The sequence below is a fragment of the Mariniluteicoccus flavus genome, from assembly GCF_054776655.1.
The window spans coordinates 366141-379547 of record NZ_BAAHBN010000002.1; the positions used below are offsets into that span (position 1 = coordinate 366141).

The window sequence follows — 13407 nt, forward strand, 5'->3', positions numbered from 1 at the left end:
CGACGGCCGCGGAAGAACAAGAGCTCCCAACGCACACGGCACGGGGGCGCCGCGCAACGGGAAACCGGAGAGGAGCGTTCCATGGACGCCGACCTGAAGAAGAAGATCATCGACGAGTACGCGACCAAGCCGGGCGACACGGGTTCGCCCGACGTCCAGATCGCTCTGCTCACCAAGCGCATCGCCCACCTGACCGAGCACCTGAAGGAGCACAAGGGTGACCACCACTCGCGTCGCGGCCTCATGCTCATGGTCGGCCAGCGCCGCCGCCTGCTGAACTACGTCGCGAAGCAGGACGTCGAGCACTACCGCGAGCTCATCAAGCGCCTCGGCCTGCGTCGCTGACCCAGCGCCGATCGATCTTCACGGACGCCGCTCCCCCGGACGGGGGGCGGCGTTCGTCGCGTTCAAGACGGAAACTTCCGCGCCTCCACAGTTGCCCGGACCGACCCTGGGTCGCTTGACTCAGGTTCGTGGCCCCCGACCCCACCCCCGGGGCCCTTCACTCCAGGAGTCGACCATGGGCCTCGATCGCCGTTCCTTCCTCCTCGCCGGTGCCGGCGTCGGCGCGATCACCGCGGTCGGTGCCGTCGCCCCCCAGGCCGCCAGTGCGTTCATGCCGGCGGCCGCCCGTCGCGTACGCACCCTCACCGGACCCGCGGAGACCGGCCGCTTCGGGGCGCCGCTCACCGACCTCGCGATCCCGGTGCGCTGCCCCAACGGCTCGGTGCTCTATGTCTGCGGTGACACGTTCGACGGCGGCTGGGTCGGGCAGGGCAACTGGCGCTCGCCGATCGGCCTGCGCTCGACCCACCGCCGCGATGGCGCGATCGATGGCGCGGTCGGCGGGAACTTCGCCCGCGGCATGGTCCCCGAGAACCACGCCGGCGGCAACACCGCGCTCCCGTCCGACGTCTTCCGCATCGGCGACCGGCTCTACATGCACCTCATGCGCGGACGCCTCCACGCCACCCACCACTCCGACCTGTGGGAGTCGCGCGACAACGGCGAGACGTGGCGCTACCTGTGCCAGTGGCCCGGCGACATGCTGCGCGGCGCGTTCCAGCAGAAGACGTACGCGGTGGCCAACGACGGCTGGTGCTATGTCATGTCGAGCCGCTTCAACCGCAACACGCCGTCGGAGCTGCTGCTCCACCGCGTCCGCCACGACCGGGTCGGCGACCCCCGCGCGTACGAGCCGTGGGGCTGGAACGGCCGCGACTGGGGCTGGGGCCACCCGGCCTCCACGATCATGCCGCCCCAGGCGTGGGGCGAGATCAGCTTCCGCGCGATGAGCGGGGCGTACGCGCTGTCCTGGTTCGAGCCGGCCGACGCGACGATCAAGGTCAAGAAGTTCCCGCTGCCCACGGCGAACCTGCACGCCGCGCCCAGCCGGACGCTCATCGTCAACGGCCACCCGAACATGCAGTCGGGCAACACCATCACCTCGCCGTACGGCGGCTTCATCATGCCGGGCTCGACCTTCGACAACTTCTGGTTCACCGTCAGCCAGTGGAACGACGCGATCCGGTCCTATCGCGTGTTCCTGTGCAAGGCGCAGGGCATCTGAGCGGCGCCCGGGTTGGGGCGCGCGCGGGTGCGGAGGGGCCAAAGCCGACGTTGTCTAGTAGCCTGAGGGTCACAACCGCATAAATCTGATCACCAGATCGCGCTCGCCCGCCCGCTTCGGGAGGCCTCGGTCCTCGGTAGTGGTCTTCGGGAACCGCCGCGTTCGGCGCCCGCCCGCGGACCTCGATCGAAGACCGGTCTCCACCCCACGGACCGGCTGCGTGCGGCTGCGATCGCACCACGAAAGGAATCCCTGTGGAGGGACCTGACCTGCAGTTCACCGAAGCCGTGATCGACAACGGCAAGTTCGGCAAGCACACCGTTCGTTTCGAGTCGGGCCTGCTGGCCCGTCAGGCCGCCGGCTCCGCTGCGGTCTACATCGACGAGGACACCATGCTCCTCTCGGCGACCACGGCCCAGAAGACGCCGCGTGACGCCATCGACTTCTTCCCCCTGACCGTCGACGTCGAAGAGCGCATGTACGCCGCGGGCCGCATCCCCGGCTCGTTCTTCCGTCGCGAGGGCCGCCCGTCCGAGGGCGCCATCCTGGCCTGCCGCCTGATCGACCGCCCGCTGCGCCCCTGCTTCGTCAAGGGCCTGCGCAACGAGGTCCAGGTCGTCGTGACCGTCATGGCCCTCAACCCCGATGTCGCCTACGACGTCATCGCCATCAATGCGGCGTCGATGTCGACCCAGCTCGCCGGGCTGCCGTTCACCGGCCCCATCGGCGGCGTGCGCATCGCCCTGATCGAGGACCAGTGGGTCGCCTTCCCGACCGTGGGCCAGCTCGAGGACGCCACGTTCGACATGGTCGTCGCGGGCCGCGTGCTCGCCGACGGCGATGTCGCGATCATGATGGTCGAGGCCGAGTCCACCGAGCAGACCTGGGGCTTCGTCCGCGCCGGGCGCACCGCCCCGACCGAGGAGGTCGTGGGCCAGGGCCTCGAGGAGTCGAAGAAGTTCATCAAGGCGCTGTGCGAGGCCCAGGCCGAGCTCGCCGCCAGGTTCCCCAAGGACACCACGGAGTTCCCGGTCTTCAAGGACTACGAGGACGACGTGCTCGAGGCCGTCCGCGCCGCAGGCGAGGACAAGCTCAAGCAGGTCATGACGATCGCCTCGAAGGCCGAGCGCAACGACGCCTCCGACGCGCTGAAGGCCGAGCTCCACCAGCAGCTCGACGCGCAGTTCGAGGGTCGCGAGAAGGAGATCTCGGGAGCGTTCAAGGCGCTCACGAAGAAGCTCGTCCGCCACCGCACGCTGACCGACAAGGTCCGCATCGACGGCCGCGGTGTCAGCGACATCCGCACGCTGTCGGCCGAGGTCGACGTGATCCCGCGTGTCCACGGCTCCGCGCTGTTCCAGCGCGGCGAGACCCAGATCCTCGGCGTGACCACGCTGAACATGCTGGGCCTCGAGCAGAAGCTCGACACGCTGGCTCCCGAGAGCTCGAAGCGCTACATGCACCACTACAACTTCCCGCCGTTCTCCACGGGCGAGACGGGCCGCGTCGGCTCGCCGAAGCGCCGCGAGATCGGTCATGGCGCCCTGGCCGAGCGCGCGCTCGTGCCGGTGTTGCCCGACCGCGAGGAGTTCCCGTACGCGATCCGCCAGGTCTCCGAGGCGCTGGGCTCCAACGGCTCGACGTCGATGGGCTCGGTCTGCGCGTCGACGCTGGCCCTGCTCAACGCCGGTGTGCCGCTGAAGGCCCCCGTGGCCGGCATCGCCATGGGCCTCATGAGCGAGCAGATCGACGGCAAGACCCACTATGTCGCGCTGACCGACATCCTCGGTGACGAGGACGCGCTGGGCGACATGGACTTCAAGGTCGCCGGCACCAAGGAGTTCGTGACCGCGCTCCAGCTCGACACCAAGCTCGACGGCATCCCCGCCGACGAGCTGTCGAAGGCGCTCATGCAGGCCAAGGAGGCCCGCTACACGATCCTCGAGGTCATGAACGAGGCCATCGATCGCCCCGACGAGATGTCGCAGTACGCGCCGCGCATCATCACGGTGAAGATCCCGATCGACAAGATCGGCGAGGTCATCGGCCCCAAGGGCAAGATGATCAACCAGATCCAGGATGACACCGGCGCCCAGATCACGATCGAGGACGACGGCACGATCTACATCGGTGCCGCCGACGGCACGTCGGCCGAGGCCGCCCGCTCGACCATCAACGCCATCGCCAACCCGACGATGCCGGAGAAGGGCGAGCGCTACCTCGGCACCGTCGTCAAGACGACCAACTTCGGCGCCTTCGTGTCGCTGCTGCCCGGCAAGGACGGCCTGCTGCACATCTCGAAGCTCCGTCCCCTCGCGGGTGGCGGGCGCGTCGAGAACGTCGAGGACGTCGTCTCGGTCGGCCAGAAGCTCCAGGTCGAGATCTCCGAGATCGACGACCGGGGCAAGCTCTCGCTGATCCCGGTCATCGAGGACGAGACCGACGAGGAGAAGGCCGTCGACGCCGCCGCGGGCGAGGACGCCTGATCTTTGCCTGACCGCACTGCACAGACCGCCCGGCGATACATCGGAGGGGAGACCCGCCGCACTGTGTTGCCGGGCGGTCTGCGCGTCGTCAGCGAGGACATGCCGGGGTCCCACACGTTCAGCCTCGGCTTCTTCGTGGCCACCGGCTCGCGCCACGAGTCGGCCCACCTGCACGGCGCCTCCCACTTCCTCGAGCACGTCCTGTTCAAGGGCACACGGCGGCGTACGCCCGAGCAGATCTCCGCGGCCATCGAGGAGGTCGGCGGCGACATCAACGCCTACACGGCCAAGGAGCACACCTGCTTCTATGCCAAGGTGCTGGCCGACAACGCCGGCGTCGCGGTCGACGTCATCGTCGACATGCTCGCCGAATCGGTCATCCGCCGCACCGACCTCGAGGCCGAGCGCGACGTGATCCTCGACGAGATCGCCATGCACAACGACGACGCGATCGAGGTCGCCCACGAGCTCGTCTCGTCCCGGCTCTTCGCCGGCTCGTCGCTCGCACGCAACGTCATCGGCACCGAAGCCTCGATCCGCGGGCTGGACCGCGACCAGGTGGCGTCCTACTGGCGGCGTCACTACGGAGCCGGGTCGATCGTGGTGGCCGCCGCCGGCCACGTCGACCACGAGTGGCTGGTCGACCAGCTGCGCCCGTTCGACGAGCGGCTCGCGAAACGGGGGACGACCCCGCGTACGCCCGTGGCGCGCGTGAAGGCCGGCGATCCCGGCGTCCTGGTCCACAGGCGCCCGCTCGAGCACTCCAACGCCGTCCTCGCCTTCGCGAGCCCCGGCGTCTTCGCGGCGCCGGGCGAGTTCGACGAGCGCCGCTATGCGCTGAACGTGCTCGCGCTCGTGCTCGGCGGCGGCATGAGCTCGCGCCTGTTCGTCGAGGTCCGCGAGCGCCGCGCGCTCACCTACGCGATCGAGGCGGGCGAGGCCGCGTACGCCGACGCCGGCACGTTCACGATCGAGTGGGGGAGCGCGGCCGACCGGGTCCCCGCCATCGCCGACGTGGTCCGTGCCACCGTGGGCGACGTGATCGAGCACGGCATCACGCCGGTGGAGCTGGCCCGGGCGCAGGGCCAGATGCGGGGCCAGATGATGCTGGGCTATGAGGGCCCCAACGCACGGATGTCGCGCCTGGGCACGTCGGAGCTGATCGGCGACGCGCGCACGATCAGCGACATCCTCGAGCGGTATGCACGGGTCGACGAGGCCGAGGTGCAGCAGGTCGCCGCCGAGCTGCTCTCCAGGCCTCCCGTGCTGGCCGTCGTCGGCGCTCAGGCGAACCGGAGCCGGCTGCAGACGCTCGTGTCGCGCTGGCTGGGCTGATCATGACCGTCCCAGAGTCGGTGGCCGTCGTGGGCGGGGGTGTCGCGGGCTTCACGACCGCACGGGAGCTGCGGGCGCGGGGCTTCGCGGGCCGCATCGACCTCATCGATCCGGAAGGTCTTCCCTACGACCGACCCCCGCTGAGCAAGCACTACCTGAGCGGCGCGTACACCTCGGACCAGCTGGCGCTCTGCGCGCCCTCCTGGTTCGACGAGGCCGCCGTGACGATCGTGACCGATCGCGCCGATCGCCTTGTGGCGAACGAATCCGCCGTGCTGCTCGACAGCGGGCGCAGGGTGATCGCCGACGCGGTCGTGCTGGCCACCGGCGGCCTGCCGCGGCGCCTGTCCATCCCCGGGGGTGACCTGCCCGGGGTCCTGGTCCTGCGCACGCGGAGTGACGCCGACCGACTCCGGGAGCGGCTCGTGGCTGGCGGAACCCTGGCCATCATCGGCGCGGGGCTCATCGGCGCCGAGGTCGCCTCCACCGCCGTGTCTCAGGGCTTGGCGGTCACGCTCATCGACCCCGTGCCGGTGCCACTGGTTCCGGTCGTCGGGCCCGAGCTCGCCTCACGCCTGCAGACCATGCACACGGCAGCCGGCGTCACCACGATCACGGGCACGACGTCGCGGATCGAGGCTCGGGGTGACGCGTACCGCCTCGAGATCGACGGCGGGGCCGACGCCGGGGGTCGGGTCGTGGACGCCGACACGGTGCTGGTCGCGATCGGCATCGATGCCGAGGAGGGTCTGGCCCAGTCGGCGGCGCTGGATGTGGACAACGGCATCCTCGTGGACGCGCACCAGCGCACGGCCAACCCGGCCGTCCTCGCCGTCGGCGACTCCGCCCGTACGCAGCTGCCCAACGGCAACCTGCTCCGTCGCCACGAGCACTGGGAGTCGGCGATGCACGAGGCCCAGGCCGCAGCAGCGTGGCTGGTGGGGGAGTCGCCCCCAGCGCCCACAGCGCCCTGGTTCTGGTCGGACCGCCACGGCGTCCACCTGGAGGCGGTCGGGTCGATGGCGGGCGCCGGGCGGTCAGTGGTGCGGGCGGTCGAGGGAATGCCCCAGATGGCGTTCCATCTCGCCCCCGACGGGCGGATGCTCGGCGCGGCCGCGATCGACGGCGGTGTGGGCGTACGTGCAGCGCGCCGCATCATCGACCGGGGGCTCGTGGTGGACCCCGCCCAGCTCGCTGACCCGACGGTCAACCTGAAAAAGCTGGCCCGGTAGCCCGCGATCTGCGCTGGGACGCCCGCACTACGCTGGGTCTCGACCGCCGTCCCACGACCGCCGCCAGGAAGAGGAACCATGATCGACGTCGCAGTGTTCGGAGCCAACGGGAAGATGGGCGCGGAGGTCTGCCGCGCCGTCGGCCGCGCCGAGGGGCTGACGCTGCTCGCCGGCATCGACCACGGAGACCCCCGCGACGAGGCCGCCCGGGCCCAGGTCGTCGTCGACTTCACCCATCCGTCGGCCGTGATGGACAACGTCCGGTGGTGCGTCGAGCGCGGCATCCACTGCGTGGTCGGCACGACGGGCTGGACCGACGAGCGCCTCGAGGAGGTTCGGGGTTGGCTTGCCGAGAAGCCCGAGGTCGGCGTGATCATCGCCGCGAACTTCTCCATCGGCGCCATCCTGATGATGGACCTCGCCCGCCGTGGCGCCCGCTTCTTCGAGTCCGTCGAGATCATCGAGCTCCACCACCCGAACAAGGCCGACGCCCCCTCGGGCACGGCGACGACGACCGCCCGACAGATCGCTGAAGCCCGCTCCGCGGCCGGGCTGGGCGCCCTGCCCGACGCCACCGAGCACGAGGTCGACGGCGCCCGCGGCGCCCGGATCGACGGCATTCCCGTCCACGCCGTGCGCCTCCAGGGCATGGTCGCCCACCAGGAGGTGCTGTTCGGCACCGACGGCGAGACCCTCACCCTGCGTCACGACTCCTTCGACCGCATCTCCTTCATGCCCGGTGTCATCGCCGCCGTACGCGCGGTCGGCGACCGCCCCGGCCTGACCCAGGGGATCGAGTCGATCCTGGGCCTCGAGTGAGCGCACGGAACAGGCGACGCGGCGGCTGCGGCCCCCTGGCGTTCCTGCTCGTCGGCGCGCTGCTGGCCGCCCTGCTGTTCGGCGCCGACCGCGCCGCGGACGCGTACGCGGAGAAGGAAGTGGCCGCGCGGCTGCGTACGCAGCTCGCCATGGCGAGCGACCCGAAGGTCGCGATCGAGGGTTTCCCGTTCCTCACCCAGGTGGCGGCGAATCGCTTCGGTGAGGTCAACGTGGCCGGGGACGGCGTGGTGCTCGCCGACGGCGGCCAGTCGCTCGCGCTGCGCCGCGTGCGCCTGAGGCTCACCGACGTCGTGACCGCCCAGCAGTTCCAGAAGGTGACCGCGACCGGGCTCGACGGCACCGTCCAGCTCGCGTGGGACGAGACGGCCCGCCTGGTGAAGCTGCCGATCCGCCACGGCGGGGGTGACCGCGTGTTGCTGGACGCGTCGCAGCGGGTCTATGGGCAGACGATCCGCATCACCGTCAGCGGCGTGCCGTCCATCGACCCGGCGCGCCAGACGTTCACCTTCGCCCAGCCGCGCGCCGAGCTCGCGGGTCAGAAGGTGCCGGACTCGATCGTGCGCCTGGTGATGAACGACGTCGTACGCCCGACCCCGCTGAACCTGCCGCTGGGCCTTCGGGCGACCGGGGCGACCGCGTCGGCCGACGGGCTCGACCTCCAACTGACCGGCAAGGACGTGAAGCTCGTCGGCTGAAGCCGGGGGGCGGGCCTGTCCGTCAGGCGCTGATGTCGCTGTGCAGGCGTACCTGCTTGATGCGGGTGCCGTCGTCCTCGGTGCCGATCTCGCGGTGGGAGCCGTCGGTCGCCCAGCCGGACGACGTGACGAACTCGCGCGTCGCGTCGTCGGTCGACCGCAGCCAGAGGGCGGCGCGCGAGAACCCGTCGGCGCGCAGGGTGTCGACGCAGGCGTTCAGCAGGCGCGAGCCATGGCCGCGACCGCGTGCCGTCGGGTCGATGATGAACTCCGAGATGAGGCCGTCCTGGCCCGGCGTGGCGTCGGGGTCGTCGCTCGGCAGTGTCGTGGCGAAGCCGACGACCTTGTCCTGTTCGACGCAGACGAGCACGCGGCAGGCCGCCAGCGGGGGACGGGTGATGGCCTCGTGCCAGGCGCCCACCATCTCGTCGAGCGCCAGGTTGTCGAGCAACGCGCCGCCGACGCCGCCCAGCTCGTCGGCCCACGAACGGCGCTGGAGTCCCGCGATGTCGGCGGCCTCGCGGGGCAGGGCCAGGCGTACGGAATCGGGGGTGGAGGTTCCGGGGGTCTGCACGTCGTCGCTCACCCCTGCACCCTAGGCCATCGGGAGGCGGGTGACGGCGCACGCGGGTCTCGGCGGGGCGGGCTTCCCGGCCGCGATCCGCTAGCCTGAAGGGCATGTCTCCGACCGGCCTGCGAACCCCGCCCAAGCTCAAACCCGACACCCTGCGCGTCATCCCGTTGGGTGGTCTGGGCGACGTCGGCCGCAACATGGCGGCCCTCGAGGTCAACGGCAAGATCCTGCTGATCGACTGCGGCGTGCTGTTCCCCGAGGACACCCATCCGGGCGTCGACCTCATCCTCCCGGGGCTGGACGCCATCGCTGACCGCCTCGACGACGTGGTGGGCCTCGTGCTCACCCACGGCCACGAGGACCACATCGGCGCTGCCCCCTATCTGCTGCGCATGCGGCGCGACATCCCGGTCATCGGGTCGGAGCTGACGCTGGCGCTGCTGCGCGAGAAGCTGCGCGAACACCGGCTGCGTGACTGCGACCTGCGCGTCGTCGACCACGACTCCCTGGTGAAGCTGCCGGAGTTCGAGCTCGAGTTCGTCGCCGTCAACCACTCCATCCCCGACGCGCTGGCCGTCTTCGCGCGCACCGCCGCCGGCAACGTGCTGCACACCGGCGACTTCAAGATGGACCAGCTGCCGCTCGACGGCCGCATCACCGACCTCCGCCGCTTCGCCAAGCTGGGCGAGGAGGGCGTCGACCTGTTCATGACCGACTCGACCAACTCCGAGGTGCCGGGCTTCACCACGCCCGAGAAGGACATCACCCCGGCCATGGAGCGGGTCTTCGCGACCTCCGAGAAGCGGCTGATCGTCGCCTGCTTCGCCTCCCACGTCCACCGCGTCCAGCAGGTCATGGACACCGCGGTCAAGCACGGTCGGAAGGTCGTCTATGTGGGCCGCTCGATGGTCCGCAACATGGGCATCGCCCGCGACCTCGGCTATCTGAAGGTGCCGGGCAACACCCTGATCGACCTCAAGGACATCGAGAAGCACGACCCGTCGAAGGTCGTCATCATCTCGACCGGGTCACAGGGCGAGCCGCTGTCCGCGCTGGCGCGCATCGCCAACCACGAGCACCCGGTCATCGCGTTGGAGCCGGGCGACACGGTGCTGCTGGCGTCGTCGCTCATCCCCGGCAACGAGAACTCGGTCTATCGGGTGATCAACGGTCTGTCGAGGCTCGGGGCGCGCGTGGTCCACAAGGGCAACGCGCTCGTGCACGTCTCGGGCCACGCCTCGGCGGGCGAGCTGCTCTATTGCTACAACATCGTGCGGCCGCGCAACGTGATGCCGGTCCACGGCGAGGTGCGCCACCTCATCGCCAACCGTGACCTCGCGGTCTCGACCGGTGTGGGCATCGACCACACCGTGGTCGTCGAGGACGGCGAGGTCGTCGACCTCGCGAAGGGCAACGTGTCGGTCGTCGGCAAGATCGACGCGGGCTACATCTTCGTCGACGGGTCGTCGGTGGGCGATGTGTCGGAGACGTCGCTGACGGATCGCCGCATCCTCGGTGAGGAGGGCTTCATCTCGGTCGTCGTCGTGATCAACCCCCACTCGGGCCAGGTGGTCAGTGGCCCCGACATCCACGCCCGCGGCTTCCTCGAGGACGAGACCGTGTTCGACCAGATCCGCCCCGAGATCGAGCGTGCGCTCGTCGAGGCGATGCAGGAGGGTGTCGACGACTCCCACCGCCTCCAGCAGGTCATCCGCCGGCGCATCGGCCGCTGGGTGAACAAGGTCCATCGCCGCCGTCCCATGATCGTTCCGGTCGTCGTCACGACCTGAGGTCGGCCTGTCGGCGGGACACCCGTGTGATTTGGTCCGTACGCGTGGCCTCGGCTACGCTAGAGCGGTTGTCGCTCGGGCCCCGGCCCGGCGTACCCCATCCCGAACATCATCCACCCCGGTGGATCGACCAAGTCTGCTCACCGTGGGCAGCATGAACGAGGAGAGCTCCAGTGGCTGCCGTATGTGACGTTTGCGCCAAGGGCCCGGGCTTCGGCCACAACGTGCCCTGGTCCAAGAAGAAGACCAAGCGTCGCTGGAACCCCAACATCCAGCGCGTCAAGACCCTCATGGGTGGCACCTCGAAGCGCATGAATGTGTGCACGTCGTGCCTCAAGGCCGGCAAGGTCTCGCGCTGACACCTCAGCGCTGACTGGCTGGAGGCGCTGCCTCCGGCTCGGTCGTCGAAGCCCCCCGCTGCGGACTGGTTCCAGTCCCGCCGCGGGGGCTTTTTCGTGTGCGGTCCGGCTTCGCCGGAGTGCCCAACTTGTGCACCCGAGTGCACGGATTGCGTTTTTCACCCGGCGTGTCGACGCAACTCGCGCAGCGGGGTGCACAAGTTGGGCAAGGGCGCAGCCCGCAAGTTGGGCAAGGGCGCAGCCCACAAGGTGGGCAAGGGCGCAGCCCGCAAGTGGGCAAGGGCGCAGCCCGAATCGCTAGGCTGCTGCCCATGTGGCGGACCCCGGCGTACCAGACGTTGAACCAGCCCCTGGTCGAGGTCGTGGGCGACCGCACGGCCAAGGACCTGGCCTCGTTGCGACTCGCGACGGTGGGCGACCTCGTGCGTCACGTGCCGCGGCGCTACCTGCGCGGCGCCGAGGACTCGAGCCTGCGTGACCTCGTGGTGGGCGAGGACGCCGCCGTGATCTCGACCATCACCAAGGCCGAGGTCAAGGGCGTCAAGCCCCGCCTGCGGCTGGAGGTGACGGTCTCCGACGGCACGGCCCGCATGCGGCTGACGTTCTTCGGCAAGTCTGGGTTGATCGGCTATTGGTCGTCGAAACTGCGCGAGGGTGACCGTGGCCTGTTCGTCGGCAAGGTGGGGAAGTTCAACGGCCTCCTCCAGCTGACCCATCCCGCGTTCGTGATGTTCGACGAGACCGGCGCCATCACGGCCGGTTCGAAGGAGAACCAGAAGATGGCGCGGCTCGCGTCTCGCTCCGGTCTCATCGGCATCTATCCGGCGACCTCCAGGATGCCCACGTGGTCGATCGTCGAGACCCTCGACTTCGTACGCGAGGGCCTGGGCGAACTGCCCGAGCCCCTGCCCGACGACATCGTCCGCGAGGCCGGGGTGCTCGGCCTCGCCGAGGCGATCGACGCGGTCCACAACCCCGACACCGTGGAGCGCGCCGAGCTCGGCCACGAGCGCCTCCTGTTCGACGAGGCCTTCGCCATCCAGGCCGCCATGGCCTATCGCCGTGCGGCCGCGCGCCTCGTCCCCGCCACCCCGCGGCGCGCGACCGGCGACGGCATCCTCGCGAAGTTCGACGAGGCACTGCCGTTCACCCTCACCGAAGGACAGCGGGCCGTGAGCGACGAGATCTTCGCCGGACTGGCCCAGACCCACCCGATGCAGCGGCTCCTGCAGGGCGAGGTCGGCTCCGGCAAGACGCTGGTCGCCCTCCGCGCGATGCTCGCCGTCGTCGACGCCGGGGGACAGGCCGCCCTGCTCGCACCCACCGAGGTGCTCGCGCGCCAGCACTTCCAGACCATCACGGGCCAACTCGGCAGCCTGGGCCACGGGGGTCTGGTCACCGGCGGGACCGACGTCATCCTGTTGTCCGGCTCCCAGTCGGCCGCCGAGAAGAAGACCGCGATGCTCAAGATCGCGACCGGAGAGGCCGGCATCGTCATCGGCACCCACGCCCTCCTCGCCGACCGGGTCCAGTTCGCCGACCTCGGGCTCGTCGTCATCGACGAGCAGCACCGCTTCGGCGTCGAGCAGCGCGCCGCCCTCAACGACAAGGCCGCCCAGCGGCCCCACGTCCTCGTCATGACCGCGACCCCGATCCCGCGGACAGTCGCCATCACCGTCTTCGGCGACCTGGAGGTGTCGACGCTCACCGAGGTCCCCGCCGGGCGCAGCACCGTGTCGACCACCGTCGTCGACGAGAACCTCCACCCCGGGTGGGTCGACCGCGCCTGGCAGCGCATCCGCGAAGAGGTCGCCGAGGGCCGCCAGGCGTTCGTGGTCGCCCCCCAGATCACGCCCAACGACCGATCGGCCGAGTCGGTCCACGCGTCCGACGAGAAGACCGAGAAGATCGTGCCGCGCAACGTCACCGAGCTGTACGCCGAGCTCAGCGAGCCCGGCGGACCGCTGGCCGACCTCCGCGTCGCGATGCTCCACGGCCAGCTCGCGACCGATGAGAAGGACGCCGTGATGCGACGCTTCGCCGCGGGTGACCTGGACGTGATCGTTGCGACGACCGTCGTCGAGGTCGGCGTCGACGTCCCCAACGCCTCGGTCATGGTGATCTGCGACGGCGACCGGTTCGGGGTCTCCCAACTCCACCAGCTCCGCGGCCGCATCGGCCGCGGTGCCCACCCCGGCGTCTGCCTGCTCCTCACCAAGGCGCCGGATGACTCACTGGCCGCCGAGCGGCTCGCCGCGGTGGCGCGTACGCGCGACGGGTTCGCGCTCGCCGAGGCCGACCTCGCGCAACGCCGCGAGGGCAACGTGCTGGGGGCCTCCCAGTCGGGTGGCCGGTCGAGCCTGCGACTGCTGCGCGTGCTGGAGCACGCCGCGATCATCGAGGAGTGCCGCACCCTGGCCGAGCGGTGGGCGACCGCCGACCCCGACCTGGCCCACCCGGGCGTGGCCGACGCCGTCGCCCAGGTCGAGGAACTGGCTGCGGGGGAGTGGCTCGAACGCGGCTGAG

The 13407-nt window shown here is 70.4% G+C and carries 11 protein-coding genes; 10 read left to right on the top strand and 1 reads right to left on the bottom strand.

Going from position 1 to position 13407, the window contains the following annotated elements:
* Positions 1–81: 81 nt before the first annotated feature.
* The 7 genes from rpsO (at position 82) to ACYVAG_RS05690 (ending at position 8158) form a co-directional block, all read left to right on the top strand.
* On the top strand, positions 82–345 hold the full coding sequence (rpsO, locus tag ACYVAG_RS05660) for a 30S ribosomal protein S15 (protein ID WP_460767688.1): 264 nt from the start codon (positions 82–84) through the stop codon (positions 343–345).
* Positions 346–520: 175 nt separating this feature from the next.
* Entirely contained in the window at positions 521–1570 is a 1050-nt protein-coding gene (locus ACYVAG_RS05665) for a DUF4185 domain-containing protein (protein WP_460767691.1), read from the top strand.
* Positions 1571–1824: 254 nt separating this feature from the next.
* Positions 1825–4056, top strand: a complete 2232-nt coding sequence (locus ACYVAG_RS05670) for a polyribonucleotide nucleotidyltransferase (RefSeq protein ID WP_460767694.1) — start codon at positions 1825–1827, stop codon at positions 4054–4056.
* A 3-nt stretch (positions 4057–4059) separates the two neighbouring features.
* Positions 4060–5391 carry a M16 family metallopeptidase gene (locus ACYVAG_RS05675; protein WP_460767696.1) on the top strand — a complete coding sequence of 444 codons (1332 nt, stop codon included), beginning with the start codon at positions 4060–4062 and terminating at the stop codon, positions 5389–5391.
* Positions 5392–5393: 2 nt separating this feature from the next.
* Complete coding sequence (locus ACYVAG_RS05680) at positions 5394–6623, top strand: NAD(P)/FAD-dependent oxidoreductase (protein WP_460767699.1); 1230 nt, start codon at positions 5394–5396, stop codon at positions 6621–6623.
* A 78-nt stretch (positions 6624–6701) separates the two neighbouring features.
* A complete protein-coding gene (dapB, locus tag ACYVAG_RS05685; protein ID WP_460767702.1) occupies positions 6702–7442 on the top strand; it encodes a 4-hydroxy-tetrahydrodipicolinate reductase in 741 nt (246 codons plus the stop codon).
* Positions 7439–8158, top strand: coding sequence for an LmeA family phospholipid-binding protein (locus ACYVAG_RS05690; RefSeq protein ID WP_460767705.1), 720 nt, complete (start codon positions 7439–7441; stop codon positions 8156–8158). Before dapB ends, ACYVAG_RS05690 begins: the two co-directional genes overlap by 4 nt.
* A gap of 22 nt (positions 8159–8180) precedes the next feature.
* On the opposite strand, the gene ACYVAG_RS05695 is transcribed toward ACYVAG_RS05690, so the two are convergent.
* The gene (locus tag ACYVAG_RS05695) at positions 8181–8744 is read right to left on the bottom strand and encodes a GNAT family N-acetyltransferase (RefSeq protein ID WP_460767708.1); all 564 of its coding nucleotides are present in this window, start codon (positions 8742–8744) and stop codon (positions 8181–8183) included.
* Between the two features lie 92 nt (positions 8745–8836).
* Here ACYVAG_RS05695 and ACYVAG_RS05700 point away from each other — a divergent pair, with 92 nt between their 5' ends.
* From ACYVAG_RS05700 to ACYVAG_RS05710, 3 genes are all read left to right on the top strand, one after another.
* Positions 8837–10522 carry a ribonuclease J gene (locus tag ACYVAG_RS05700; protein ID WP_460767711.1) on the top strand — a complete coding sequence of 562 codons (1686 nt, stop codon included), beginning with the start codon at positions 8837–8839 and terminating at the stop codon, positions 10520–10522.
* A gap of 173 nt (positions 10523–10695) precedes the next feature.
* Complete coding sequence (rpmB, locus tag ACYVAG_RS05705) at positions 10696–10881, top strand: 50S ribosomal protein L28 (RefSeq protein WP_460767714.1); 186 nt, start codon at positions 10696–10698, stop codon at positions 10879–10881.
* A gap of 311 nt (positions 10882–11192) precedes the next feature.
* Positions 11193–13406, top strand: coding sequence for an ATP-dependent DNA helicase RecG (locus ACYVAG_RS05710; RefSeq protein ID WP_460767717.1), 2214 nt, complete (start codon positions 11193–11195; stop codon positions 13404–13406).
* Position 13407 lies beyond the last annotated feature (1 nt).

Bases quoted from the DNA above. Each gene is read 5' to 3' on its own strand.
- ACYVAG_RS05710 (WP_460767717.1), top strand. From the start codon at position 11,193: ATGTGGCGGACCCCGGCGTACCAGACGTTGAACCAGCCCCTGGTCGAG.
- ACYVAG_RS05680 (WP_460767699.1), top strand. From the start codon at position 5,394: ATGACCGTCCCAGAGTCGGTGGCCGTCGTGGGCGGGGGTGTCGCGGGC.
- rpsO (WP_460767688.1), top strand. From the start codon at position 82: ATGGACGCCGACCTGAAGAAGAAGATCATCGACGAGTACGCGACCAAG.
- ACYVAG_RS05700 (WP_460767711.1), top strand. From the start codon at position 8,837: ATGTCTCCGACCGGCCTGCGAACCCCGCCCAAGCTCAAACCCGACACC.
- dapB (WP_460767702.1), top strand. From the start codon at position 6,702: ATGATCGACGTCGCAGTGTTCGGAGCCAACGGGAAGATGGGCGCGGAG.
- ACYVAG_RS05665 (WP_460767691.1), top strand. From the start codon at position 521: ATGGGCCTCGATCGCCGTTCCTTCCTCCTCGCCGGTGCCGGCGTCGGC.